23 protein-coding genes are annotated in these 26487 nt (G+C 64.6%); 13 read left to right on the top strand and 10 right to left on the bottom strand.

Features of this window, described 5'->3' with window-relative positions:
- Positions 1-8 precede the first annotated feature (8 nt).
- On the bottom strand, positions 9-1163 hold the full coding sequence (locus ACPPVQ_RS18945; protein ID WP_426516813.1) for a serine hydrolase domain-containing protein: 1155 nt from the start codon (positions 1161-1163) through the stop codon (positions 9-11).
- A 98-nt stretch (positions 1164-1261) separates the two neighbouring features.
- Here ACPPVQ_RS18945 and ACPPVQ_RS18950 point away from each other — a divergent pair, with 98 nt between their 5' ends.
- From ACPPVQ_RS18950 to ACPPVQ_RS18965, 4 genes are all read left to right on the top strand, one after another.
- A complete protein-coding gene (locus ACPPVQ_RS18950) occupies positions 1262-2074 on the top strand; it encodes an N-acyl homoserine lactonase family protein (protein ID WP_426516815.1) in 813 nt (270 codons plus the stop codon).
- Positions 2067-2963: an NAD(P)-dependent oxidoreductase gene (locus ACPPVQ_RS18955; protein ID WP_426516817.1), complete on the top strand. Its 897-nt coding sequence runs from the start codon at positions 2067-2069 to the stop codon at positions 2961-2963. The genes ACPPVQ_RS18950 and ACPPVQ_RS18955 overlap by 8 nt, the downstream gene beginning before the upstream one ends.
- Complete coding sequence (locus ACPPVQ_RS18960) at positions 2960-3772, top strand: SDR family NAD(P)-dependent oxidoreductase (protein ID WP_426516819.1); 813 nt, start codon at positions 2960-2962, stop codon at positions 3770-3772. The genes ACPPVQ_RS18955 and ACPPVQ_RS18960 overlap by 4 nt, the downstream gene beginning before the upstream one ends.
- 351 nt (positions 3773-4123) lie before the next feature.
- Positions 4124-4753: a hypothetical protein gene (locus ACPPVQ_RS18965; RefSeq protein ID WP_426516821.1), complete on the top strand. Its 630-nt coding sequence runs from the start codon at positions 4124-4126 to the stop codon at positions 4751-4753.
- A gap of 332 nt (positions 4754-5085) precedes the next feature.
- Here ACPPVQ_RS18965 and ACPPVQ_RS18970 read toward each other — a convergent pair whose 3' ends face one another.
- Positions 5086-5640 carry a hypothetical protein gene (locus ACPPVQ_RS18970; RefSeq protein ID WP_426516823.1) on the bottom strand — a complete coding sequence of 185 codons (555 nt, stop codon included), beginning with the start codon at positions 5638-5640 and terminating at the stop codon, positions 5086-5088.
- 625 nt (positions 5641-6265) lie between these two features.
- Between ACPPVQ_RS18970 and ACPPVQ_RS18975 the strand changes: the two genes are divergently transcribed.
- Positions 6266-9160 (top strand): AAA family ATPase, encoded by a 2895-nt coding sequence (locus ACPPVQ_RS18975; protein ID WP_426516825.1) that lies wholly within the window; start codon positions 6266-6268, stop codon positions 9158-9160.
- Positions 9161-9454: 294 nt separating this feature from the next.
- Here ACPPVQ_RS18975 and ACPPVQ_RS18980 read toward each other — a convergent pair whose 3' ends face one another.
- On the bottom strand, positions 9455-10108 hold the full coding sequence (locus ACPPVQ_RS18980) for a response regulator (RefSeq protein WP_426516827.1): 654 nt from the start codon (positions 10106-10108) through the stop codon (positions 9455-9457).
- Positions 10105-11262: a sensor histidine kinase gene (locus ACPPVQ_RS18985; RefSeq protein WP_426516829.1), complete on the bottom strand. Its 1158-nt coding sequence runs from the start codon at positions 11260-11262 to the stop codon at positions 10105-10107. The genes ACPPVQ_RS18980 and ACPPVQ_RS18985 overlap by 4 nt, the downstream gene beginning before the upstream one ends.
- Before the next feature lie 207 nt (positions 11263-11469).
- Here ACPPVQ_RS18985 and ACPPVQ_RS18990 point away from each other — a divergent pair, with 207 nt between their 5' ends.
- The gene (locus tag ACPPVQ_RS18990) at positions 11470-12126 is read left to right on the top strand and encodes a hypothetical protein (protein WP_426516831.1); all 657 of its coding nucleotides are present in this window, start codon (positions 11470-11472) and stop codon (positions 12124-12126) included.
- A 634-nt stretch (positions 12127-12760) separates the two neighbouring features.
- Positions 12761-13885, top strand: coding sequence for a hypothetical protein (locus ACPPVQ_RS18995; RefSeq protein WP_426516833.1), 1125 nt, complete (start codon positions 12761-12763; stop codon positions 13883-13885).
- A gap of 351 nt (positions 13886-14236) precedes the next feature.
- Here the strand turns inward: ACPPVQ_RS18995 and ACPPVQ_RS19000 are convergent, their stop codons facing one another.
- The 3 genes from ACPPVQ_RS19000 to ACPPVQ_RS19010 all read right to left on the bottom strand — a co-directional run bounded on the left by ACPPVQ_RS19000 (position 14237) and on the right by ACPPVQ_RS19010 (position 17834).
- Positions 14237-16054 carry a cell wall-binding repeat-containing protein gene (locus ACPPVQ_RS19000; RefSeq protein ID WP_426516835.1) on the bottom strand — a complete coding sequence of 606 codons (1818 nt, stop codon included), beginning with the start codon at positions 16052-16054 and terminating at the stop codon, positions 14237-14239.
- A 249-nt stretch (positions 16055-16303) separates the two neighbouring features.
- On the bottom strand, positions 16304-17341 hold the full coding sequence (locus tag ACPPVQ_RS19005) for a zinc-binding dehydrogenase (protein WP_426516837.1): 1038 nt from the start codon (positions 17339-17341) through the stop codon (positions 16304-16306).
- A 325-nt stretch (positions 17342-17666) separates the two neighbouring features.
- Complete coding sequence (locus ACPPVQ_RS19010) at positions 17667-17834, bottom strand: hypothetical protein (RefSeq protein WP_426516839.1); 168 nt, start codon at positions 17832-17834, stop codon at positions 17667-17669.
- Positions 17835-18222: 388 nt separating this feature from the next.
- On the opposite strand from ACPPVQ_RS19010, the gene ACPPVQ_RS19015 reads away from it, so the two are divergent.
- The 3 genes from ACPPVQ_RS19015 (at position 18223) to ACPPVQ_RS19025 (ending at position 20172) form a co-directional block, all read left to right on the top strand.
- Entirely contained in the window at positions 18223-18663 is a 441-nt protein-coding gene (locus tag ACPPVQ_RS19015; RefSeq protein WP_426516841.1) for a hypothetical protein, read from the top strand.
- Positions 18664-19378: 715 nt separating this feature from the next.
- Positions 19379-19822, top strand: a complete 444-nt coding sequence (locus ACPPVQ_RS19020; protein ID WP_426516843.1) for a hypothetical protein — start codon at positions 19379-19381, stop codon at positions 19820-19822.
- Entirely contained in the window at positions 19819-20172 is a 354-nt protein-coding gene (locus tag ACPPVQ_RS19025; protein WP_426516845.1) for a response regulator transcription factor, read from the top strand. The genes ACPPVQ_RS19020 and ACPPVQ_RS19025 overlap by 4 nt, the downstream gene beginning before the upstream one ends.
- 301 nt (positions 20173-20473) lie before the next feature.
- On the opposite strand, the gene ACPPVQ_RS19030 is transcribed toward ACPPVQ_RS19025, so the two are convergent.
- The gene (locus ACPPVQ_RS19030) at positions 20474-21502 is read right to left on the bottom strand and encodes a right-handed parallel beta-helix repeat-containing protein (protein ID WP_426516847.1); all 1029 of its coding nucleotides are present in this window, start codon (positions 21500-21502) and stop codon (positions 20474-20476) included.
- 403 nt (positions 21503-21905) lie between these two features.
- On the opposite strand from ACPPVQ_RS19030, the gene ACPPVQ_RS19035 reads away from it, so the two are divergent.
- Complete coding sequence (locus ACPPVQ_RS19035; protein ID WP_426516849.1) at positions 21906-22622, top strand: response regulator transcription factor; 717 nt, start codon at positions 21906-21908, stop codon at positions 22620-22622.
- A gap of 73 nt (positions 22623-22695) precedes the next feature.
- Positions 22696-23694: a TolB family protein gene (locus tag ACPPVQ_RS19040; RefSeq protein WP_426516851.1), complete on the top strand. Its 999-nt coding sequence runs from the start codon at positions 22696-22698 to the stop codon at positions 23692-23694.
- Positions 23695-23859: 165 nt separating this feature from the next.
- On the opposite strand, the gene ACPPVQ_RS19045 is transcribed toward ACPPVQ_RS19040, so the two are convergent.
- Positions 23860-25194, bottom strand: a complete 1335-nt coding sequence (locus tag ACPPVQ_RS19045) for a type II toxin-antitoxin system HipA family toxin (RefSeq protein WP_426516853.1) — start codon at positions 25192-25194, stop codon at positions 23860-23862.
- A 40-nt stretch (positions 25195-25234) separates the two neighbouring features.
- Positions 25235-25576, bottom strand: coding sequence for a helix-turn-helix transcriptional regulator (locus ACPPVQ_RS19050; protein WP_426516855.1), 342 nt, complete (start codon positions 25574-25576; stop codon positions 25235-25237).
- Between the two features lie 247 nt (positions 25577-25823).
- On the opposite strand from ACPPVQ_RS19050, the gene ACPPVQ_RS19055 reads away from it, so the two are divergent.
- Positions 25824-26270, top strand: a complete 447-nt coding sequence (locus ACPPVQ_RS19055) for a hypothetical protein (protein ID WP_426516857.1) — start codon at positions 25824-25826, stop codon at positions 26268-26270.
- The last annotated feature ends 217 nt before the right edge of the window (positions 26271-26487 follow it).

Raw genomic sequence — 26487 nt, forward strand, 5'->3', positions numbered from 1 at the left:
AGTGCCTTTCAGATGGCCGCGCCGACCACGGCGTCGGACAGCTGTTGGAATCGTTCGATGTTCTCTGCCTGAGGAAGCAGCCCGGCAGACAATCCGACGAAGGTGATGTCGAGTTCCGGGTCGATCCAGTACATGGAGCTGCCGGCGCCGTAGTTCCCGAACGTCGTCGAGCTGGTGAGGGTGCCGAACTGGTGGCGCACCAGTGCCTCGCCGCGCACGCTGAATCCGAATCCGAGATAGGCGGGGGGAACGGCATAACCGTTCCGGAGTGCCACTGCCTTGTAGAGCTCGTTGGGAAGCTCGCCGGTCCAGTTTCGACGGGCGAGTTCAATGGTTCGCGGCGAGAGGATTCTGGCGCCGTCGAGCTCGCCGCCGTTTCGGAGCATCCGGGCGAATCGGAACAAGTCGCCGGTGGTCGATGCCGCGCCCATCCAGGTGGCCTCATTGCGGTCGGCTTCGTAAAGACCGTTGTCGCCCGGGACAAGCCGCGACAGCGCCTTGACGGGGATGGTGCCGCGCATGTCGGGGACGGCATGACGCTCGCGCATGTGCGCACGGATGCCGAGACCGGTGTCGACCATCCGAAGGGGCCCGAAGAGGTCCCCCTGCAGAATTTCGCCGATCGGCCGCTTATCCGGATCGATCCGTCGAAGCACTTCGGCCAGCAGAACGTGGTTGGCCATCGGGGAGTAGTCGCACCGGCTCCCGGGCTCGCTCGAACCGAGCGCCACCTGGCAGACCGCGGCGACGATCTCGTCGAGGTCGTCGAAGTACATTCCCGGGCGCATCTCCCACATCGCCGGGACTCCCGTTGTGTGAGTGAGGAAGTGGAAGATCGTCGCTCGGTCGCGCGGTGCACCGGAGTACTCGGGGATGATCTCGGCCATCCGGGTCGTCAGAGCGATCCGGCCGAGTTCGATCGCACGGAGGATCAGGACGTTGATGAACGCTTTGGTGACCGAAAGGATCGAAAAGACGGTGTCGGTCGCGATCGGTTGGTTACCGCCGGAATCGGCGTGACCGACAGCGAGGTCGAGTACCAGCTCGCCTGCCCGGGCGACTTTGATCGAGGTCCCGAAGTAGCGGCCCCGGGACACGTCGGCTTCGACGATGGCGCGGAGGTTTGCGAGTCGATCCTCATCGAATCCAGACTTCGTCGTCATGTGTGTTCTCCTTCTCTCGAGCACAATACACGATTATTGAGAGTGACACTCATAAATGCTGTAGGATCTCAGTCATCGAACCGACGAAGGTGGTGATCATGGCAGCGGAGGCCCTCTGGCAGGTGGCGATCGTCCGCCACGGGACGCTCCTTTCCACACGCGCTGAAATGCATCGGTACCCGGGGGATGGCCGAGAGGACGAACCCCGTCGCGTCGACTACTACTTCTGGATAGTCTCGTCGGCCACTCGCACGGTGGTCATCGACACCGGATTTAGTACCGCAGCGGCCTCACGACGCGGTCGCACCGCGACGGTCGATCCGGCGCGGGTGCTGGCCTGGTTCGGAGTCACGCCCGACTGGGACGGCGAGGTCGTGATCACCCACGCCCACTGGGACCACACTGGGCAGCTGGCGAAACTTCATCGAGCGACTTTCGTCCTCAGCGAGGCGGAACTGGACTACCGCCGCGACGAGTCAGCCACAGATGTGGGGCTGACCGAACCCGGCGACCTGGAAGCGCTCTGGATTGCCGAAACCAACGGGCGTGTGCGCGCAATCGACCATGCGGTCGAGCTGCATCCCGGTTTGACGCTCATTCCCGCGCCCGGCCACACGCCAGGGCAGCTCATCGTCCAGGTGAACACCCCTGACGGCGTCGTCGTCCTGGTCTCAGACGCGGTGCATTTCGACGAGGAACTCCGCGACCGATCTCCGTTCGCGCACATGACCGACCTTCGGGCCGCGGGACAGACCTACCAGCTCATCGAGGACATCGAAACGGTCTCGAGCGCGGTGGTCGTCGCGGGGCACGAGCCCGACCTCCTTGACCGCTTCTCCCGGATCAATGGGCCATTGCACGATCACGTTTCCGTGATCGGGGCTCCCCAGAAAGGCACTTGCCATGAATAATCCCTCGATTGAAACGATCGGACTCATCGGCCTCGGCAACATGGGCACGCCTATGAGCGCACGATGGATCGCCGCCGGCTTGCCTGTTCGCGGGTTCGATCTCTCTGCAGAGGCGCGCGAGCGCCTGGCTCGCGTCGGAGGCATCGCGTGCGAGTCCGCGATCGAAGTGGCGCGCGAAGCTGATGCCCTGGTACTGATGCTTCCCGACTCCCGCGTCGTCGCATCCGTTCTCGACGAGCTGATCTTTTCTGACTCTCTTCGGAACGTCCGAATCGTGATCGACATGAGTTCCTCCGAGCCGAAGGAGTCTCAGTCGCATGCTGCGACGCTGAAGCCACTCGGAATCGAATTCATCGACGCCCCCGTATCGGGTGGCGTAGGCGGCGCCGCCTCAGGATCTCTCACGGTGATGGTCGGAGGCGAGGCCGCGGCGGTAGGTCGCGCCCGGCCAGTCCTTGATGCAGTGGGCTCGGTCCACCACGTCGGGCCCGTCGGCGCAGGAGATGCTATCAAAGCACTGAACAACCTGATCTCGGCCACACATCTTTGGATGACGAGCGAGGCGATCGTGATCGCCGAGCGCGCCGGAATACGCCGCGAGGCGGCCCTGGCCGTATTCAACGGATCGAGTGCCCGGAGCGGATCCAGCGAAGCAAAATGGCCGAAGTTCATCCTCAACGGTCGCTTCGATTCCGGATTCGAGGGGCGCCTGATGGTCAAGGACACCCGGATCGCCACTGAGTTCGCGCGCTCAGTCGGCCTGCCGAGCTCAGTCGGCGACCAGGTCGCCAGCGTCTGGTCGCAGGCGGTAGATGGCCTCCCAACCGGCTCGGACCACACGGAGATCGTGCGATGGCTTGAGCATCGAGCGAACGAGGCGACACGATGACCGAGATCGCGGGCCGTGTTGCCGTCGTCACGGGAGGCGCATCCGGCATCGGGCTCGGCATCGCGCAGGAACTAGCGGCGGCGGGTGCACACGTCGCGATCGCCGACATTTCGCTGGAGACTGCGGCGAGCGCGGCTCGCATCATCGGGGCGAAGCCGTTCTATGTCGACGTCGCGAATACTGCAAGCGTCGCAAGGCTCGCCTCCGATACTGCTCATGAGTTCGGCACAGTGGACATCATCGTGAACAATGCCGGAGTCGGTCCCAGCGGCGCGATCAGCCGGATGACACTCGATGACTGGCACTGGCTCATCGACGTCAACCTCTTCGGTGTGATCAACGGAATCCAGGCCTTCCTGCCACTTCTCGAATCGAACGCGCACGGCGGCCACATCGTCAATACGTCGTCGATGTCGGGCTTCGCTCCCATGCCGGGCCTTGGCGGGTACGCGGTCACCAAAGCCGGTGTGACCGCGCTCACCGAAGTGCTTGCACGCGAGTTGATCGAATCGGGCTCCCGCGTCCGCGCCACCGTGCTTGCGCCAGGGCCCGTGGCGACGAACATCGGTGATAGCCAGCGTTACCGAAATCCCGTCTCGGAATCCGGCCTCGAGACTTTCGTCAACCGCGCCGCGTCCACCGATGTGCTCAGTCCGCGTGACGTGGGCGCAATCGTCTGTCGGGCCATCGAACGCGACGACCTGTTCGCGATAACGCACCCTCAGTTCTGGAATAGAGTCGCCGAGCGCAGCGCCCGCCTCGAGCAAGCGTTCCTCGACGCGACGACGCGCCATCAGGACGGTTCATAGGTCACTGGGACGCCTGCCTGTGAAGTCCCATCGATGATCACGATTCGAGCGATGGGCTGCGCTGAGTGCGACCGCCTAGCGGCAAGGGCGAAAAGCCCGCTCGCCCATTGGTCAGGCGCCCTTTCCTGTGCCTTCCCACGCAAGTCTCAAGTTATTTGAGATGCCCAGTGATAGGTGTCGGACCGACTCTCCAGTAGTTCCGTGGTCTCACTCATGAGACAAAGTCTGGAGTTGCTCAAGAATTAACAATTAATCGAGGTTTTTCGCCTCGCTCGCGGATGTTGAGTTAAGACCCTTTCGCAGCCCGTGCGCACTCATGCGCACTCCCGGCTCACTAAAGGATGTCCCCGAATGCCCCGCTCAACTCTGCGACGCGCCCCCAGCGACCTCGGCACCGTCCGACTGGAACGCTCCGGCCGATACCGCGCCTACTACCGTTTCAACGGCGAACTCTTCAACGCCCCGCGAACTTTCGAGACCCGCGCCGACGCTCTCGCGTGGCTCGCCGGGGAGCGCTCCGACCGCCGCCGCGGAACCTACCTCGACCCGCGGGTCGGACGCGACACCCTTGCCGACTACGCGGCGACGTGGCTGCAATCCCGCCCCGTGCTCGCACCGCGGACCCGCGACCAATACGAGCATTCGCTCACCCGGTGGATTCTGCCCCGGATCGAGGGCGAGAACGGCCGGGGCGTCGAGCTCGGCGCCTACCCGCTTGCCGACATGTCGCCCGCGGTCGTCCGCGCGTGGCGGGCGACGTCCTCGTCGTCGCCGGGAGCTCGGCGCGCGATCGGATGTGGCGCGATGCTCTGGGCATTGCAGCGTCAGCGGACCGGCCGTTCAGGGTGCGACCGGCCCGGTGACGGTTCAGGAGATCGCGGTGGCCGTGAGACCCCAGACGACGGATCCGTCGCCCTGTCCGCTGATCGTGAGTGTGCTGACGTACCGCACGTCGAAGACGTTCTTGATACCTTCGTCTGACCCGGACGGGTCGCATTCGAGGGGGAAACTGCCGACGCCTGGGATCGCGACGTTCATCTCTCCGGCGCCTTTGCAGACGACGTAGACGGCCAGTCGGTCGGTTGTTCGAGGGAACGGTCCGATCTGCGCGCTGCCTCGCTGGGACGAAAGCTGTCCCAGGACCTTCTCGCCGATTGGCAGTACCGCGACGGCGACGGTTGGTGTGGGAGTCGCCGATGGACTCGATGCCTGGCTTTCAACGGGGATCGGCGCCGGTGGGGTCGGCGGCGTGTATGTGCAACCTGCCATGGAGGCGACGAGGAGCGCCGCCCCCACAACAGACCGGAGTCGTCTTAGCTGATCCAAATGTTCCATCCGACCTTGTAAGGGCTGTAGATGGTCTTCGAGTAGCTGCTCGTGACGACGCAGGTGTTCGTCCACCATTCCTCGACCCCAGTGACGTAGGCCTTGTAGGCACCATAGGTGCCGTTCCCTGTCTTGTGCGCAGGCACGGTGAACTGGATGGAGTTGCCGAGCGTGACGGTCTTACTCACGGATGCGGAGATTCCGTAGGTGCTCGAGATGCTGGCAATCTCGACAGAGAGCGCAACATTGGTGCTGCCGCTGTACGTGGCGCTGACCGTGCCGGACGTCTTCGACGTGAACGTCACGATCGCTGGCGTTGCGGTTCCGTTGTAATCAGACTGCTGTGTCCCGACCGCTCCGAAGGTGTCAGCTCCTCGTCCCGTCGATCGGTAGTAGTAGCCGGCGGAACAGGCTCCAAGCGGGTTGACGCCGACGTCGGCTGCCTTGGAGACGGCCGGCGACGCTTGTGCTGGTGCGGCGGCAGCAACCCCGCCTAGAAGTAATGCAGAAACGGCAAGAGCTGTTGCTATGAATTTCTTCAACGTGCATCCTCTTAATATTCCAACCTGCGTACGCACAGAATGTGTGTAGCGGGAGGATGACAGGGGTAGACAGATCAGTCAATCATCTGACGCCCAATGTACTACCCCAGTTCAGGGGTCACGGATTCGTGCATATGCTTGAGCAGGCATGTCGACGAGACGACTCACTCACAAACGACGGAAGCCCCCGACAAGCGGAGGCTTCACCCAGTCTTAGAAACGCCTACTGGCAGCTGTCGCACTGCAGCAGGTCCATCGGGTCAACCGGCACAGCGTAGCCGCCGACGGTGTCGTTCATGTCGAAGTCCATGGGGTTATTCTTAAAGGGTCGGACGCCCTCGGTGGGTGTCAAGGTCGAAGCTCACACGAAAGGGATTCCGTGGGGCGATGAAGGGGATGCGTGCGGCACGTTTGTCGCTCACCTGACATCTATGCACGGCAGCTTCGGCGCAGGTGTCTGGCACCGGTGCCGGAGCAACAACACCGCCGCACACTGTGACGTCTCACGAAATGTGGGCTCTTCTCAACCAAGTTGGACGTTGCGTTTCTCACGTGACTCTTATGCTTCGTTTTCGTCGATCAGCGGGCTCTTTCTCGGGGCGTATGGCGCGTGGGACCATGTTCTATGGCCTCCACGAGGACGAGCCCCGTCATGGTCGGCCGTGCGGCCGAGCTGGCGGTGATGCGCGAGGTGTTCGCTGCGGGTTCGGCGGGCGTTGCGCACATCGCGCTCGTGTCTGGTGAAGCCGGCATCGGCAAGACGCGCCTCATCGATGAATTTCTCCACGAGGTCGAGGCCGCGCCACAAAGTCCGCCTGTCGTGGTCGCGACTGGACAGTGCGTGGACCTCGGTGATTTCGGTGCCCCGTTCACTCCAATCCGTCGGATGCTTCGCGAGTTGTATGCCCTGGTCGGCGATCGGGAGTTCCGGGACGCCGCGGGCGCGGCGCTTGCCGTAAGGACCCTTTCTGCTCTGGTGCCTGAACTCGCGCCGGACTCCGACATCAAGCCAGATGTCCCTCCGGAGTTCATCGGTGAGGCCGTGGAGCGAGTGGTCACAGGGTTGGGCCTGGCTCGCCACCTGGTCCTTGTGTTCGAAGATGTGCACTGGGCGGACCCGGCAACTCTCGCCCTGATGACGGCGCTGAGCATCACGCCGCGTTCTGCGCATGTGACGACCGTGATGACGTACCGATCCGATGACGTCGGCCGTTCTCATCCGCTCCACGCACTTCTGGCCGAGTTGGATCGTCATCGCACGGTCACCACTCTGCCTCTCATGCGGCTTGACGTAGCGGACGCCGAGCACATCGCCCGGGCGGTCAGCGGAGGCCTCGGGCACGACCAAGCCGCGGCGATCGCGGCCCGCAGCGAGGGCGTGCCGTTCTTCATCGAGGAGCTCGCCGCGGCGGACATCGGCACCCCTTTACCCGTCACGCTCCGCGACGTCGTGCTGGCCCGCTATGAGCGTTTGAGCCCCCTGGCAGCCGGTGTGGTCGTGACGGTGGCTGGGGGTGGCGTGTATGTCGACGACGACCTGGTTGCCGAGGTCTACGATGGCAGCCCTGACTCGCTCCGTGTCGGTTTGCGCGAAGCGGTCGATGCGAGTGTGCTGGTCACCGAACGCGATGGGTACCGGTTTCGGCACGCGCTCATCCAGGAGGCCGTGCACGATGTTCTCCTGCCCGGGGAACGCGTGGATCTGCATGCCCGATACGCCTCCTCCCTCCAACGTCGCGTGTCGGACGGTCACCGGGAGTACGCGGCCGAATTGGCCGAACACTGGCTCAGAGCCCGTCGCATCCCGGATGCGTTCGATGCCATCCTCGTGGCGCGCGATCATGCGAACGACACGCTCGCGCCGATCTCCGCCGCCTCGCTCGGCGAACGCCTGCTCGAACTCTGGTCACTGGTACCCGATGCACAATTGCGAGCGGGACTTTCGCGCGCTGCTGTCGCGCTGGAGGTCGCGCGCGCATATGAGGACGCCGGCGAACGCGAACAAGCGTTCAAGGCCGCCGAGGTCGGACTGCGACTAGCCGAACCCGGCGAGACGCTGCTGCGTGCGCGGCTGCTGTTCGAAATCGGCAGCCGGCACCGCAGCGCGGGACGTCGCGGCAAGGCATCGGAGTTCTTTCTCGCGGCGCGAAGGCTTCTGGATGGCGACGGCGAGCCTGAAGAACGCGCGCTACTGGCGTGGATCGATGCGACCCGGGCGATCACCGACCAACTCCTCTCCTCGACAGCCCGTGAAGTGACGGACAGTGCCGTGGCACTCGCCGAGACTGCCGGAGACCCTGCCTCTCTCACATACGCTCTCCTCGCGCGGGCGGGGTGGCTTGACGATTGGGGGGATTTCGATGGCGGTGGTGTCGACCTGCGCCGGGCTGCGGCGGTGGCTTCAGACGTCGGAACCCATCTTTCCGCCATGGTCAATCTGACCGGTCACCTACTCATGATCGGTGAGTATCAGGAAGGCATCGAGGTCGGGCGACGAGCATATGACGAGGCGGTCGCCGCCGGTCAAGAACGCGGGCTTGGCGCGTTCCTCAGTCTCAACCTCGCCGAGACGGCGATCGACCTGGGCGACGTCGAGTTCGGCGTCGTCTGCGGTGAAAGGGCACTCCCGTTCCTCCCCACCACGCCGTACTTCCAGAACAGCATTCTCCTCGTTCTAGCGATGGCGGCCCTCTGGGACGACAAAGGCGATCGTTCGCGCGCTCTCCGGGAACGCGAGAAGGAGGTGGTCGCAGACAAAGGCAACGACGAGAACATCGTCGGTCGGCTGCTGCTCGACGGATATGCCGCGCTGACGGAGGCTGCACCGTACCGTCCTGTCGAGGGTTCGAACGCACTCGCGGAACGGATCCTGACCGTTCTCGACTGGGAGCGCCCGGGGCTCACACAGCATCTGCTCCCCATGGTGGGTTGGCTCGCGATGCGCGAGCCAGCACTGCGTGCCAGGCTGTTGCCCGCGATTCAACGCGCTCGGGCGCTCCCGTCCACGGGTTCGCAATCCTCCGCCTTCGGGGCCCTCGCGGGTGCGTTTTCAGACGACACGGTCTCAGCGTGGCGTGATGCGCTCGCTCAGGCTGAGGAGGGGCGTATCCCGAACCGGTACGTTCACCTCGCGCGTGTCCGGTTGGCCGAGGCTCTTCTCGCGAGCCGCCAACGCGAAGAAGCGGCCACCCTCCTCGAGCAGGTGATCGCTGAAGCGCCCATCAAAGGGGCATCCCTCATCACCCGGTGGGCACGCGAGCTCGTCACTCGCGCCCGCCTGAACGTGCCAGACGTATCGCCACAACCGCGCCCCGACGCTGCCGGTGTCTCACCGCTCACTCGGCGCGAACGGCAAATACTCGCGCTCGTGGCAGAGGGACTCACCAACCGGCAGATCGCCAGCCGCCTCTACATCTCACCGAAAACGGTATCCGTGCACGTCTCCGCGATCCTCGCAAAGCTCGGCGCTACCAACCGAACCGAGGCCGCAGCCTTCTACGCGGTCGCGCCCGCGGTATAAGCCCGCTTGGACGAGAGCAATCGGGCCCGGCGTGTGCATCGGGACGAAGCAGCCGTTTCGCTGCTGACACTTGTCTGTGAGAGTCGAGGGTGAACTCGCGGGTCAGAGTCACGTGACACCACGTGTCACGGCTCAAGCTGCTTGTGTCGTTTCTCACGGCACCCGAGACTTTTCTCACCCGAGTTGAGACACTGCGCCCGGGAGTTGAGTTTATTTTTCCTTCCGGCCGAGTCAACCCGTGTGAACCGCGCTGGCTGCGTTCGCGCGCCGGACTGCCTGAAGTGGGAAATGCGGTCATTCGCCTGGGCTCACCAGCCCCGATTCGTAGGCGAAGACAACGGCCTGGACGCGGTCGCGCAGGCCCAGTTTGGTCTGAAGCCGGGCGACATGGGTTTTGACCGTGGTCTCTGCGACGTAGAGCGTCGCCCCGATCTCGGCGTTCGTCTTGCCTTTGGCGAGCAGCCGCAGCACCTCGAGTTCTCGCACGGTCAATCCGGCGACCGACTCTGGACGGGCACCGGGTTCCGGACGCCGGACGAAGTCTTCGAGCAGTCGCCGGGTCACCGCGGGTGCAAGGAGGGCGTCGCCGCCGGCCACGATGCGCACAGCCTGCGTGAGCTGGTCGCGCGGCGCATCCTTGAGCAGGAATCCGCTGGCGCCCGCCTTGATCGAGCGGTACACGTACTCGTCGAGGTCGAATGTCGTCAGCATGAGCACCCGGGCACGTGTTGTCGCGGTGATGGCGGCAGTGGCGTCGACGCCGTCCATCACGGGCATTCGCACATCCATGAGCACCACGTCGGGTTCGTGCGCCCGGCTCAGTTCGACCGCGGCGGACCCATCGGCCGCCTCGCCGACGACCTCGAAGTCGTCCTCGGCGTTCAGGATCATCGCGAATCCGCTTCGCACGAGTTCGTGATCGTCGGCGATCAGCACCCGGATGCTCACGCAGGCTCCTCGATGGGCAGCGTCACGAGCACTTCGAATCCCCCGGATGCAGTGGGCCGCGCCTCGAGGTGCCCACCGTAGAGCTCCGCCCGCTCCCGCATGCCCGCGAGCCCGTTGCCCGACCCCTCGTATTGCACGGGGTCGCCGGTCGAGCGCCCGTTAACGATCCTCATGCGCATGGTTCCGTGCTCGGCGGCGAGTCCGACCGTAACGCCCGCGCCCGGCGCGTGCCTCAGCACATTCGTGAGTGCCTCCTGGGCGATTCGATAGCTTGCGAGGTCGAGGCCGGGAGCGAGCGCTGGGATGGCGCCGTCGGATTCGATTCTCACCGCGACCCCCGCCTCACCCAGTTCGCGTGCGAGCGAATCGAGCGAGGCCAGCCCGGGCTGCGGCGCGAGGTCCGGAGTCACCCCAGCCTCGGGACGCAGCATGCCGAGCATCCGTCTCAGTTCTTCGAGCGCCTGTCGCCCCGAGCGCTGCACTGCCGACATCGCCGCCATCGCTTTGGCGGGTTCCGCTGCCACCGCGGTCTCGGCAGCGGTCGCCTGGACGACCATGATGCTCACAGCATGCGCCACGACGTCGTGCAGTTCGCGCGCGATGCGGATGCGCTCGCTTTCGACGGCGATTCGCGCCTGCTCGTCCCGGCTCGACTGCAGGTCACGCTGCGTCTGGCGCAGTTCGTCGATGAGTGTGCGGCGCGATTGGATCGCCTGGCCAGCCGCGATTGGGGCGGCGATGAGCACCGTCGCCCACAGGGCACCGGCAACGCCCATCAACACCGTGAAGGCGAGGCACACGAAGAGCACGACCCCGCCGATGATCGCGCGCCAGAGGGGCGAGGATGCGGCGAGCGAATAGATCACGAGGAGCGGTGCCAGCACCCCACCGAGGTTGTTGTCGACCGGTACGTGCAGGAGCACGCCGATCGGAAAGAGCGTCGCGACAGCGAGGGTTGCCCACATCGGTGCGCGACGTCGAAAGAGTACGCAGAGCCCGAATGCCACGGCGCTGCCGATGATCGCCCACGCGGGCCCGCTCAGGATGGTCGCCCACCATTCGATGAGCGCGATGGTCGTCACCGCAAGCGCGGCGACGACGTCGACCAGGCCTACCGGTCGACCGTGACCGCGCCAGCGCGTTAGCCACTTCATGAGTTGACAATACTGCCGGTCAGGTCGCCTTCGGTCGTCGCCGGGGACGACGTGCGTCATCGCCACGGATGACCCGGTGGACACCCGTCGGATGGCAGCAATCGCCACCCGGCGGACGACGCGACGGGCGCGCCGTCGCAGCATTGAGCGCATCCGAACCAGCACGGTTCACGTCGATCGACCTACACGAGATAAGGAAGAGAGCTCATGACCACAGTCATCTGGCCGCAACGCGAAACGGATGCCGCTCCGGCGGTTCCGATCGGCCGACAGCTACGCACCTGGACGGGAGCCGTTGCAATGGTCGCATTGTTCGTCCTCATCGCTGTTACCTCCGCCATCGATCCCGTCGACTCCAATGCCTCATCGAAGGCGCAGCTCGCACAGGCGAAAGCCCACTCCGCTGCCCTACAGTCGACGATCGCACTCGAATTCCTCATCGCGCTGTGCGCAATCGGCGCGGTGTTCGCGATCGTCGGCGCCGTGGGCGGTCGGGGCATGGTCTTGGCGAACATCGCCGCGGTGGTCGGGGCGTTTGGCATCCTGGGGCAGACGCTCATCCCGGTAGGCCACGTCATGTTGCTCGCGGTCGCCCGTTCCGGGGCTTCGGCCGACGTGATCGACCAGTTCCACATGTCGGCCCCGCCGTTCACCGCGGTTTTCCTGTTCGCCATGCCGGTCGCCCTCGTGCTGCTCGCCGGCGCGGCGTGGCGCGCCAGGATCGTCGGCTGGCTGCCGTTCGCCCTCGTCGCGCTCTTCTTCGTGCTCGACCTGGTCGGCCTGCCAGAAGAGATCGCCGCCGTGATAGGGCTGGTCGGGTTCGCCCTCATTGCCATCGGGCTGGTCCGCCGTCCCGGCCTCTGAATGTCGTCGAGAAGCCGGTGAGCGGATCGCTGTGTCCCCAAATGCCCTGAGGCCCCCGAGTGGAAACTCAGGGGCCTCAGGGCTTTGATCTTGCGACTTGCGATTACGAGCTTGAATCCGCCTGGAGGTTCGCGGGCGGCCTCGATCCGTTGTGGCGTGCCTCACTTCTCAGTTGCCAGCATGAGTTGTGCCCCCGACGAGGATCACGGTCACGCAGCCGCTCTTGATACGGCGCGGGGACAGGCCCGGCTCTCAACGTTTGAACTCCCAGTGATCTGGCATGTCGCCCTGTCGCGCAGCAACACCGACACGGCAACAATCCCCGCTCGAAGCAAGCCCCTCACAATCTGAGAGAACTGACAACCCCGGCCCATAGGAATCAAACCGGATGCGATACAGGCTGTGTAATGTGACTTTACTCCCAGTACCCCGATTGCGACCAGAGACCAGCCCCCGACACGGTGGATACGACCATGACACTGCGGCTCTGGAACCGATCTCCGGCGCAGCGACACCATAAGTCGGTGCCATGACATCCACGCCAAAGGCCGAGCTACTCGACACGTCCGACCGTTCTGGGTCGCCGGTGCGTGGGCGCTCTCTTCCGTGGTGGGTCCGTGTAGGCCTGACCTGGTTGGCTTCACGGGTTCTGACGACCGCGATCATGGTCGCGACGGCGACACAGGTCGGTTCGCGTCCGACCTCGGACAGCCCGCTCAGGTATGCGGCCCTTTCACAGCTCTGGGATGCCGGGTGGTATCACAAGGTCGCACTCCACGGCTATCCGTCCGTCCTTCCCCACAACGCGTCGGGTGCCGTGGTCGCAAACACCTGGGCGTTCCTGCCCGGATACCCGTTCTTGGTCCGCGCACTCATGGCAACTACGGGGCTGTCCTGGAACTTCGCGTCCGTGGCAGTGTCGGTCGCGTTCTCGCTCGCGTTCGTGCTCGTGTTCGACCGCCTGATGCACCTCGTACTACCTTCGAACACCGCACGATTCGCAGTGGTCCTACTCTGCGTCTCGCCGCTCTCGCCGATCCTCCAGGTCGCCTACGCCGAATCGATGAACCTCTTCTTCGTCGCGTTGGCCCTCTACCTGCTTCTCCGCCGCCGATACGGCTGGCTGATACCCGCGCTCGCCATCATGTCGCTGACAAGACCGGGCGAGATCGCTTTTGCCTTGACGCTCGCGGCCCATGTGGCATTGCGGTGGCGAAACCGACGGCGAGATCCCTGGCTGCCGGGCCAGCGACCACTCTCGATCGTGGCTACCCTTCTCGCCACGGGATTCGGTTTGCTCTGGCCGGCCATTGCCTGGATCGCGACCGGATCATTGTCGGCCTACACCGCGACCGAGCTGGCGTGGCGTGCCCGCGATCTGGGCGCGACCTCCCTTTTGCCGTTCGCGCCATGGATCGAGAGCGCAAACTTCTTCTTCGCACCGCCGTGGGGGTTGCTACTACTGGCGCTCACCATCGGTGGGGCCATCGCAGCGTTCTTCAGTCGACCGGTGCGAAGGCTCGGGACGGACCTTCGCCTGTGGATCGCCAGCTACGCACTCTATGTGCTCGCCGTTTTCTTTCCGCAGACGAGCACGCTGCGAATCCTCACACCGATGTTTCCGCTCTTCGGCGCCCTCGCCCAACCCCGATCACGCATCTACCGGATCACGATCGTGACCGTCTTCGTGGCGGCGCAGGCCCTCTGGCTGATCGGGTCATGGTGGACCTGGTGGGGATCCGACCTCGTCACGCCGTGACACCTCATCGGGTCGTCACTGTTGTGGTCGACCTCGTCCTTCGACGTGACGGTGAGGCCGACGAGCGGGGCGTCAAAGTACTGGAAGATCGCGGTGTACTTGGCGTAGATCGAGCGGTGCGCGTCGTCAGCGACAGTGAGGTCGAAATACCCGGAACCGAAGCATCCGCGATCTGGAGGGTTACGCGGCGTGGTTGGGGCTTGATTCCGAGCGGTTTCCCGACGATCTCCTAATCTTCCTTCGTGCGCATCGAGGACGTTCATGGACCTTCAGCGCCGTGTCCATAGTCATGCCGGGCCACCGGAGTCACGGGACTTCCAGCTCGCCCGCCACCGGCTTCGGCAGCCGAGTTCAGCGCCGGGGAGGGATGCCCGTAAGCGTATTCACAAGCGGCCTCAGCGCTGGCGCCTGTGCAGTCCGAGTAGCATCCGACGCGTGAAGTGGCGCGGCGGTAGGGCCGGCGTTGCACGTCGTGAGCCCCTTTGCCACGTCATCGCTCAGAGCGCCTGGACCGCCGACGGAGTAATAGGTGACCACGCCGAGCGTGAATGCCGCCGACCAGGACACCTGCGGAATGCATGCCTTCGTTGAAAGGTACATCGGCATGCCGTAGACGCCGGACACTGCTGAGATGGAGAGGGCATCCGCGAATCCAGCTCCTGTTGCGAGGACACCATAGTCGGCAAAGGGGAAGATCTCGGTGTTGACCGCGACTGCGGTGTCATACCGGGAGGCACCCGCCAGGCGAATCACCTCCGGGCTCGGAAGTGTGCCGAGTTGGGCCTGGATACCCGAAGAGACGGCACCCGTGCCTCCGACCACGTAGATGTCGCCGGCGTTCAGGCTGGTCAAGAGGGCCATAGTCGAATCGTCGAGCGTCGGCGCTGAGCCGTTGACGAGGATCACGGGCGATTGCTCGTAGCCGGCGGCACCGCCCGCGACGAGGGCGTCGGGGTAGTTGGCACCGGTGGCGATAAACACCGCGTCCAGGTGCGACTGCACGTTCGCGCCCTGGAACGCGAAGGTCGCGATCGCACGAGATGTGGCGTACCTGTCCGCCCCACTGATGCGAGTGATGTTGGCGGGCGACGCCACGTAGCTGGTGAGTTGCGAGTACACGGCGGCACCGACAGCGCCCTCGCCGCCGACGACGACGATATCGGGCGCAGCCAGGCGGCGGAGCTCTGTCGCTACAGACGCCGGGATGCCGGTGGGCGAAACGAGCAGCAAGGGACCACCGAGGCGCGCGGCTGCGGCGGATGCGCTCAGCGCATCAGGGTAGTTGAGACCATCTGCGATGAACACGACTTTCGCTTTCGGCCCGGTGGAGGGGAAGAAAGCGTTGGAGACGGCGACCGAAGTTCCGAAGCGATCAGCACCCGAAAAACGGTTCACCCAGTAGTTGCCGTCGTACGGCAAGGTGACGTCGGCGCCGGCAGTGGTGGCGCCCGACGAAACATGCACGAGACCTGAGCTCGGACTGTACTGCGTGGTCAGTCGAGGGGTTCCGTCGCGATTCGGCCACGACACCCGCACCAGGTAGTCGCCGGGCATGAGGCCGTCGAGCGTGTACGAACCCGTGCTGGAGACGTTCTGCGACAACGAACGATTCACCGGGTCGAAGAGGCCGGTCGTCGGGTCGTACGGATAGGCGACCGCCTGGATCAGACCGTTCGGGTATGCCGAAGCCAGCCATGACGCCGGGGTGGTCGCGATGGTGCCGCTGATGGACCCGGGGATGGGGAGGTCGTCGTTCAGACCGCTGATATCGCTGTCCGTGACCGTGATCAGGGTGCTTTCCTCTTTATACGCTGAGCCGAGCCAGCTCGATGGGGCCCCGCCGTATGGCTCGATATAGATGCGGTAGCGCCCCGGCGCGACGCCGGAGAAGGAGTAGTTGCCGTTGTCGGCGGATGTGAGCGGGAGCGTTTGTGCAACCTCGGGATCATTCTGCGGCGAGTCGACCGGAGATCCCGAACCTCCGTTCGCAGAGAGGGAGAACAGCCAGATCTGGGCGTAGCCGATCGGAGCTGCCGGCCCCGTCGGCTGGTCCACAGTGATCGTTCCGCTGAGGGTGAAGGTGGGGGTGGCGGCCATGGTCGGTGAGGCGAAGACAGCACCCGATGCCAGTGCGGCAAGCGTCGCCAGGACGGCAACGCCGCCGATCATCCGCGCACGATGTCTTTTCAGCACAGTCAGCACTTTCTGTTACAGGACCGTAGCGCTGCCTGACTCAGGAGTTGCTCGTGTTCGGGTTTCGGCGGCCTCATTCGAGGCGCGCGCTCATGTTTTCAGGAGGCAGAATGCACGTCTACCCCCAGTTCGGGGCAGCCGAGGGTTTCTGCCCGCGGCGCTACATCCGCCCGTCCTACTGCTGCCAGATCGGGTTCGGGGGCGTGCCGTCGCGTGACGTCAGCCTTATCCCGATGTCGGCCGAATGACGGTGATGCCTTCCGAGGTCGCGTGGTCCATCCGGGGAAGTAGTGCGGCGCCCTCCTCCAGGGTGATCACCGCGCCGAGCAGGTCTTGGGGGCGCACCGCGCCGCGGGCGACCAGGTCGAGCATCTCCGGGTAGTCGGCCGCCGACATGCCATGGCTCCCGAGCACGTCGAGTTCCCACGCCAGTATGCGGTCGAGCGGGAGCACCGGCAGCTGGTCGGGCGAGAGCAGGCCGATCTGCACGTGCCGGCCCCGGCGTCGAAGGGAGCGCACGGCATCAGCGCTCGTCGTCGCCGAGCCGACCGCGTCGATGCTGACATGGGCGCCGCCTCCGGTGACGTCGGCGATCTCTGCGGGAGTGACGTCCGATGCCTCGACGCCGTGTTCAGCACCGAGCCGCCGGGCGAACTTCAGGGCGGCCGGATTGCGGTCGACCGCGATCACGCGAGCGCCGAGCGCCGTGGCGATCATCACCGCGCTCAGCCCGACACCGCCGGCACCGTAGACGACCACCCATTCGCCCGGCAGAACGTGAGCGCGAGCGCGGACTGCCCGGTAGGCCGTAGCGAAGCGGCAGCCCAGACTTGCAGCAGCGTCGTCGGTGAGGCTGTCGGGCACGGCGACGAGGTTCAGGTCGGCCCCCCGGATGCTCACCCGTTCGGCGTGCGAGCCCCAATGGGTGAATCCGGGTTGAGTCTGATCGGGGCACACCTGCGATTGGCCGCTCCGGCACCACTCGCACACACCGCATCCGTTGACGAATGGTGCCGTCACCCGGTCGCCGATGCGCCAGTTCTGCACGCCGGCGCCGAGCGACTCGACGATGCCGACGAACTCGTGCCCTGGAACGTGGGGCAGGTGCACACTGTCGTCGTGCCCGGCCCAGGCGTGCCAGTCGCTGCGGCAGAGCCCCGACGCGGCGACGCGGATCACCACGCCGCCCTCAGGGGCGATAGGGTCCGCCACCTCGGCAACAGACACCAGCCTGCCGAACTGCTCGTAATACATCGCCCTCATTCTGCGTTCTCCTTCCTTGGGCTCGGGTGCGGCCGGCGGTGGCTCCGGATGCACGCAGAAGTCGCGGTTTCAACGCACGGCACGCAAGGTTCGCGGCCAGCCACACCTCGGGATCCGACAGATCGAGGCCGAGGAGCTCTTGCGCTCGGGCGATTCGAATGGAGACCACGATCCAAGTGCAATCCGCCCTGATTGCAGTGGCTGATGCGCACTTTGCACACTAGCGCGCCCGGCGTAATCTCTGAGGGCTCCGCGCCCGAAATCGATCACTGATCGGGGCAAGGCGCGGATGTCCGTGACGGCGATTCGTCTGCGAAACGCACGTTTAGGGGCCGAGAAGTGCGAGCGGTACTACGGCGACGCCGTCCTGGCGTCGGTAGGCGTTCTGTCCGGAGGTGACGACAACCATGTCCGCAAGTTCGTCGCCCGGCAGGTGTTTCAACCAGAGGAGGTGTCGCACGTCTTTGGTTTCAGGTGCGCCTTTCAGTTTCACCGCGAATGCAACGGTTCGCCCGTCATGCCGTCGCGCGACGGCATCGATCTCGTGGTCTCCGCCTCGAGTGCGCAGGTGCGTGAGACGGGCGTCGGCGGCTTGCGCCTAAGTGTGCCGCCGACCGGGTTCGCGTCGACGGCGGGAAGCTCGGGGAGTAGCTCGTCAAGCGTCTCATCGCAGCGCTACTGTGGTACATTCAGCGACACTTTTGTGGTGCGTTTAGCGGCTATCCTGTGGCGCATCCCCATCGGCACGGTCCCACCGATCACCCGGTTAACCAACCCTGGGCAGTACATAGTTGAGAGCAGTCTCGCTGCTTGCTGCCTCTCACTTTTCAAGCGCCGAAACCGTCCAAGACTCAAGCGTCGGCGACAGGTAGGATCCTCCAGTGAGTTCAACCGAGACCGAGAGCACCGCGGCTGCGCCCGCTTCCCGGTCCAAGGTTCTCGGGATAATCACGCTGATTCTGTCGATCACTACCGCCGCACTCGCGCTCGCAATTGTTGGTATCGCGGCCGCCCTCTACTGGCCGATTGGGAAAGCGACAACCATTTCTGCGTGCGAAGGACCATCACTCACCGCCGCTCAAGAGCAAGTGTCGCTGCTCGTAGAGAACCTGAAAAGCCTGGCAATCTTCGCGCCACTCGCCCTCGGAGGGGTCACACTGGCCTTCGGCCTGATCGCCGCGCTCCTCAACATGGGGCACCGGCTCTTACTCGTGGCAGTCGCGATTCTCGTATTGGCGGCGGTCGCCACAGTCCTAGTACTGCTCTTCGCTTTCCCCATCGACCCGAACTTCTGGCACCTCAGCAGTTGCGGTAATGGCTAGGCGGGCCAACGTCAAACTCTTAAGCCGACCCGATCGTCCCACCACGGTTCGCGCTACCGCGCACCCGGCCCCCTGGCCGGCGCGGCACCCAAGGCCCGAGCGCGACCGCGCGTTCCCGGGTCGCGGCCGTCGTGGAGATGGTCGGGCGTTAGGGCGCTAGTAACCGGAAACGCAATGAGCGTTCGGTCTGCGACGTGGTCGAGGTCGATCGCTTCAGGTTCGCACATGGTGGCACCTCCGCTCTGAGTGTGCCTCCATAGCAGACGCCCCCGGTATTAGCAGTTCCGCTGATACCAGGCGGGGGCCAGCTGAGCGCAGCATGTCGCGTGGAGGTGCCGGACCATGCTTCTCAAAGCTACGATCACGATCGTCACAACGTGTTTCTGTCTCTATCCGGAGCCGCTGTCGACCCCCGCCCCGACCTTCATGTCGACGCCGCCGGCGTTGGTGACGCCCGCGCCGCCGTTGTGCTTTGCAATCGCCCCAGCATGGGAGGACCTTCACATTCGCTGCCCGCGGCTGCCTGTAGACCCGTTCGAGAGTGTCGGTGCACGGTTGTGGTTACTGCGCGTGCGGTGACGAGGTCTGCCAGCTCCCCCGTGCCGCCAGCAGCAGGCTGGTGACAGCGACACCCGGGCGGTCTATCCTTCCCTCAGGGCGCTCGATCGTTATGATGACCGGGCGTCGACACTGACCATGTCGACAGGAGCGCACCGTGACGATCACTGTTCACGCGCCGGACACCGACCATCGGGTCGCGGACCTCACCTGGCAGATATCCGGGGTAACTGAACGAGCCGAACTCTTCGCGGGTATGGCGATGATGCTCGATTCCGTGCTCAGGTCCGACCGGGTCAGCTGGTCCCGACTGGACACCCGACCAGACACCATCGCATACGCTGGGCCGACCAAGGACTGGGGGACGGCTGATGAGATCGGGCGGCAGCTGGCCGCCACGTACCGGGGCCACCCGATCATCATGTCGATGTTCCCCGGAATCGACCAAGTCCATGGTCTGCCCCGAAGGACCTCCGACCTCATAAGCCGGCGCGACTTGAAGAAGACCCGGGTCTACGCTGACCTGCTCCACCCGCACGGCTCCGAATGGCAGATGACGATCCGAACCGCCCTGGACCTGTCCGCGGCGTCACCGGAATGAAGGGCTCCTGCTGGGTATTCGATCGCACCCGACACGACTACACCGACAACGAAGTCGAACTCGCCACCCGACTCCAAACCGTCCTGACGGTGTTCGAGCACACGCTCACATACCGGAACACCGGCAGCGCGGAGACTGACGCAACGCTCCGATACGGTCTCACCACCCGCGAAGTCGAAGTCCTCGAACTCGTCGCGCAAGGCTGCACCGCCCACGCGATCGCCGACTACCTTCGGATCTCCGAAGCCACGGTTCGCAAACACCTCGAAAACGCGTACCGGAAACTCGGAGTAGGCGACCGGCTACTCGCCGTCACAACAGCACGACGGCTCGGCCTCATCACCAGCTGACGTCCGCTTCTCCTACGCGGAACTGCTAATGGCAGCGCACCGCGTCAATGTCGGACCCTTCATCAAGGAGGTGAATCCGATGACAGACACCAGCGACATCCGTCAACCAGGACCGGTCGTGCGCGAGCCTGAATCAGTCGAGATCGAATGCATCGTCATCGACTGGGCCCTCGTCCGATTGCCAGACACGCCCCGCCCGTAACCAGAACAGAACACGCGAACGAGCCAACCCAACAGACGCCTCGCGCATGCCCGAGCACGTCATGAGTGCAATCGCGCAGCGCATTCGGGTGGGGTTCGCTCACGGCCGGCACAGTACGACCGCACACTGGGCTGGGTTCCCATTGCCGTGCGCTTCATTCCCGCCGCCATCCACGACACCAGCGACTGCGTCGATGCCGAGGTCGGCGTTATTGTCCGCGGTGTTCGCTCGAAGGAGGGTGGTCGCAGCGTCGACGTGGATGCCGTCGTCGAGGAGCGGGCAGAACGGTGTGCATCCAGGCGGGTTCGCCCCGTTGCCGCTGGCCCGGTTGCCTTGAACAAGCGTGCCGACGGCGTTATCAGTGACGACCACTCCGGAGCCTGCATTGTTGTTCGTGATGTTGTAGAGGACCGTGTTGTGATCCGACGCTCCGACGACGACGCCGCCGAAACCGTTCCCAGCAGCGGTGTTGAGCGTGATGCGGTTCCCGTTGGACTGCTGATCAAGAAGGACCCCTGAGTCTCCGTTGAGGTCTGTCCTGTTGGCGGTAATCGTGTTGTCGTCGGAGCTGTTGACGAGATCTACGCCGGCGCCGCTGTCGGATGAGGTGTTTCCAGCAATGGTGTTATGGCTTGCTCCGTCGAGGAGAATCCCGTCGCCATTGAAGGTCAAAACGTTGAGGGCGATTACGTTGTAGCCGGAGTGGTAGAGCAGGATGGCTGCGTAGTTCGGGTCGCCCGCGTCGTGGGTCACGTGAGTCATACGAACGGTGTTGCGCTGGGAGTCGACAAGGAGCACGCCGGTGACGACCGTGTTGACGAAGGTCATGCCGCTGACGACGGTGTAATGCGCGCCGTTACCGGAGGTACCGGTCCCGAATCCGCGGACCGTCCCATTGCGGATCGTCGTGCCGGTATGGTTCCCGATGTCGACGCCGACGCTCGGATCGGTGATGGGGCCGGTGATGGTGTGCCCGTTCAAGTTGACGTCGAGCCTGTCTGCACCGATGACAAGGCCCCACGCCGGGCAGACCAGGTCGCTCTGGAGGATGACGTTGTGAACGACGGTCTGACCGCAGGTGACCGCCGTCGGCGCGGCCTGCGCGGGGGCGGCGGCAAACAATCCCACGCTTACAACGAAGGCCGCCAAGAACATAGCTGAGGTCCGAGGATGAGTGCGCGCTACTCCGTACACCGCTGTTCTCCATTCCGCGACCATCACATCACAGTCGCCGTTCGACGCGACGCTATTCCTGGCGCGGGTTCCGGTCGATACGCAATATGCGTATGCGGGTCCGGCTCACGGCATCCGGTTCAGAAGCATCAGCAAAAGCGGCCGGCCTGCGAACCAGAGAAGGACTCACCCTCGGCCGCCCACCGAAGGTGTTGCGCTTGCCGAGAGAGCCGAGGAGGCTTGTCGGGTCATTCGTGGAGGGGACGTAACCATGATTCGGGCTACGAGAGCGACGGAAGCGGTGACCGAAGTCGCTTACGCGGCGTTCTCCGCCCCGTTCGGAACCGACGGCATACCGTTGGTCCTCGCTGTCGCGCAGGAGGTAGTCGGTGCCGACATCGCCGGTTTCTACGTCCACGAACGGCATGGTTGGACGGCACCGGTATACATCACACCAGGATCCGCATGGCAGCTTTTGCCGTTCGAGCGGCTACCAACGCGCCAAGCGGCAGCAGGACATCCGGGCATTCGTCACCTCGTCGCGGACGAACCCGACGACCCGTTCAGCGTGACCGACCTTGTCACCGAACGGACGTGGCTGGAATGCGAGATGGCACGAACGATGCGCCCATTCTGGGGCCGCCAGTACCACTTCGCGATCCCCGTCCCGCCCGGCGTCGCCCCTGACGGGGAAGTGGACGCGTGGGTGTTCGGCCGAAGCAGCGCACGCTTGTCTGCGGCGGATCGGGAAGTATGTGATGCGATCGCACCCGTTCTGACCGCGTTCGCCAGACACAGGACGGCGTTGAACCGGCTCGACATGCAGTCCGGTTGGGATCTGCTCACCCAACGCGAGACCCTCGTACTCAAACTTCAAGCCGAAGGTGTCGGAGCTCGAGGGATCGGTGCCCGGCTCGGAATGTCGCCCCGCACCGCGCAGAAACACGCAGAACACATCTACCAGAAGCTCGGGGTCCATAACCGGCGCGATGCCGTCGAAGCGTGCGAGCTTCTTGGAGCCGCCCAGCACGCCGCGGACCGCTGGCCGAACAATAAGAACGAAGCTCCTCGGTGAGTTACGGTCCGGAGCGGCGAAGTACGCATACTGCGTATTGACAGCAAACCTGTGTCGCGGGAACCTCGCAACCATGAGGAACCCACTTCGCATTCTCGCACTGTCGACAATCGCGGCAGTGCTCGTCGTGACTGCGATTGCCGAACCAGCTAACGCGACCGGAGAACATCACCAATCGCGTGACCGGATCGCATACACAACGTCGATCCCGGGCGGCGGAGCCCACGTCGTCGTAGCCAACCCTGACGGGACCGGCACGGTCCAGCTGCAGCTGCCGCAGGTTCTCGAGGATTTCGGTCGACCGGTTTGGTCACACGACGCAAGCAAACTCCTTCTCAGCAACATTCTCCGCGCCGACAGCACAGGCAACCTGCTCCCGTTCCGTCCAGCGACAGTCTCCCCTGACGGGCGCCACTTCAGGCTCTTCGCACTGCCAGCCCAACCGCCAGACATGTACTGCAGCGCGTGGACTCCCGACGATTCTCGATTCGTCTGCGCGGTAGGCGGGGACACACCAGGAATCTTCACTTTCCGTGCAACCGACGGCGGAGACCCGCTCCGGCTGACCACCAACCCGTTCGCCAACCCCGACACCCCGGTCGGATACTCACCTGACGGCAACAGGTTCGCGTTCCTTCGCACGAAACCTACGAATGTTCCCGACACCACCGCAGTGGCACTCTTTATCGCACGGCGTGACGGCTCCCACCCGACCCAGGTCACTCCCTACGGAGTCCTGATGCCGGATGTGATCCAATCGGCCGCCTGGTCACCTGACGGCAGGTCTCTCCTGTCATCGACGACGGATGGGCACCTCGTTCGCATCAATGCTCACAGTTACGGAATTAGCCAAATCCGGCTCGACGTACCAGAGCCCTATTTTGCTTCCGTCCCGTCACCGTCCCCCGACGGCCGCAGCATCGTCTTTTCGCTCAGCCACGGCGCTGGACCCCGCGCGGCCGACATCCTCACTGCACGAGCGGACGGCTCACACGTCAACTACGTGACGACGACCGATGACGTCGCCGAATGGTACCCGGAGTGGGCCAACACCTCAGCCGACCTCAGGTAGCTTGGAGCGGCCGTAGCGAGCGGCTCATGGTCGGGACGCTCCTACGAAGGTTGCGGCGGCGGGTTCCGGCCGCGCCCACCGACCCTTTGACGGGCCGGGAGGGAATGCGGCTACCGCCGGGACTCCACGAGGCCGGGTCGATGCGGTGGAGGCAGGGTCGTTTGATCAGCCGTGGTACGGACAGCCGTTGTCTCCGACTCGCCTACGGCAACGCCCCGCGGCGCCAGAGCGCTGCTTCCCGCACCGGCCCGCCAAGTCGGTGGCGGGCATGTGAAGCTGCAGGGCGCGACGACCCACATTGGCGGGCGACGGGCTTCCCGGCGAGAAGCTGCTCGGGAGGCCGTCGGTGATCTCTGGTCTGAGCATCGCGCCAAGAAACAGTCGACGCTCCCTGCTGGTCATCCGGGCTTCGTCGGCGGCGTCATGCTGGCCGTCGTTGACGGCGGATACGACCTGGTCCAGGATCTCGCGCGCTTCCCGTTCCGACAGGTCGTACGAGGCACGGTGGCTCAACAGCGCTGCAAGGTTGAACCGTCGGTCGCCGTCGCTGCCGATCCAGGTCTGCGTTTGCGATGACCCGGAGCCCATGAACGGGGAAAGGTCGTAGGCGGGGGTGAACTCGAGCGACGTCCCGTCCCAGAAGGCGGACGTGTTTCTGAGGTGGTCGTCATCGGCGCGGACAGCCATCACGAACGCGAGCCGTCGGAACATCTCCGGTCCGACCGATTTGGGATCCGTGGCCCGGCCACGCATCCGTTCGACCAGCGCCGGGTACGAGCCGACCCTTGTCAAAGAGTCGGCCACCGTGTATCCGGATACGACCTGGCGGCGGGCGCCGCCTGGGGTTCGGTCGAACCGCTCGGTGAGGAGGATGTCACCGTGAGCGCCCATCGTGACCAGTCGGTGTTCGGGAACTGAAATGCCTGCCCGTCTGGCGAGGGTGATCGCCGCCGCTTCCGCCTTGATCAGCGGCTCCGTGTCGGTCCGGACAGTGAACTTCGCGAGCCACCTTCGTCCATCGGATTCGACGAATGCTTTGGGCTGGGCGCCACCGGGGGTGGTCATGCTGTTGCGAACCGCCTGGCGTAGCTCGCCAGTGAGGTCGCCGTCATCTTGGACCCGGGCTGCACCGTCCGCCAAGATTTCCAAGCTGGCATCCCCGGTGCGGGGAGCATAACGGCCGGAGGCAGGTTGAAAGTCGAGCGCGCCGACACGGTCCGACCCGGACGAGAGCATCACGCGAAGATCCGGAACGCGGGTCTCGGAGTCAAAGCCAAGGGTGTGCTGGATGACCCTCTGGCCCCACGAGTCAGGCATGGCGTCACGGACCGTCAGCGGCATGCCCCAGGTCGGGCGCGGAGGGTGAACCTCGCCGCCAAGATCGAGGTCGGGCCCGATGGCGATAGCGTCGGGCCGGGCGAGGTAGGAGTCCCCGTACTGGAAGGTGAGACCACGGCTGTCCCGTGATTGCGCGACGACACCCGCGACTACGGGATCCACCGAGTGTGGCAGAAACACCCAAACGAAGGCGCGGTTCGGTTCAGAAGTCCGTGGAGACACCATGCTCCTTCCGGTTCCGCACGTTCGACGGGATCAGCGTGAGGGCTTGCTCCATTGACGCGCGAACGCGCGACAATGTGCGTGGGTCTGTGATGTCGAAGAGGGGGACTCCGGCGACCGCGGCGACGTTCAGAGCGTTGCCGATCGAGACACTAGGGCTCCCGTTCTCGACTTGAAGAACAGTGCGCTCGGATACGCCGGACCGCTCACCGAGCTGCTCAGCTGTCCAGCCCTGAGCATGCCGAGCTACCCGGACCTGGACACCCAAGATGCGCGCAGCGTCAGAAGCCTGGTCTACGAGCGCGATAGTGCGTCGAGTCACGCGAAACCTCCTTACTTTGCGGCTAGAGTGCTCTCAGCCTATAACTAACGCCGTATTGAGGGCAACGATCGCATCGACACAGATATTCCAAGGATTCGGGTGTGCCGGCGCCGTACCGGAAGCAGTTCGGCCATCCCCGTGCCCCCTAAAATCCTTCCGATGGAACCCTTTTGCGAGCTGCGGACATTAGTGGATGTGGGCAATCGAACAACGGTGTCCGGCTCAAGACTCGACTTCGGGGGATCACATGGAACGACGCAAGTACAACACCGGATTCGCGTTGCTGGGCGCTGGGGCGCTCCTCCTCGCCGCAGCGCTCTCCGGATGCTCGGCTGCAGCCGCCGGGGACCCACCTGCATCCGCGCCGACGCCGACTGTGACTGTCACGATGACGGCGACCCCCGCTCCGTCCACGCCGTCACCCGACGACCCGATCGACGCGGCAACCGCATGGGCCGCGTGCGCCGTTCTCGGCCAGGCCGAATACATCAACCAGACACCAGGCTCGACGCTTCGCCCCTACGACCCAAAACAGCCGCCCACGAAGAACGCCGACGGATCCTGGAGCGTCACCGTTTCCATGGCGCCGCCACCAGGAACCCACGACGGCTTCGCAAGCATCGTCGCGTTGTGCGACATCAAGGGCACGCTCGGAGCTCCCACGCTCATCCGCTGGACCCTCAAAGATATCTAGCCACCGGCCGGCCTCGGGATCAGTTCATGAGCGATCTCGAGGTGGGGTCGACGACCACGTTCAAGCCCATCCGGATCGTCCCCGCCGGCGTCGCGCCGTCCGATGGAATTACTCGTGCGCTCGAGTCCACCGCCACAACGCTGAACGGAAGATGGCCTGAACACCCCTGGACCCAGGGGTGGGACGGATCGGCAGGCAAAATCAGCAGACATGCCTC

It is taken from the genome of Leifsonia sp. McL0618, assembly GCF_049994905.1.
GTDB lineage: Bacteria > Actinomycetota > Actinomycetes > Actinomycetales > Microbacteriaceae > Diaminobutyricibacter.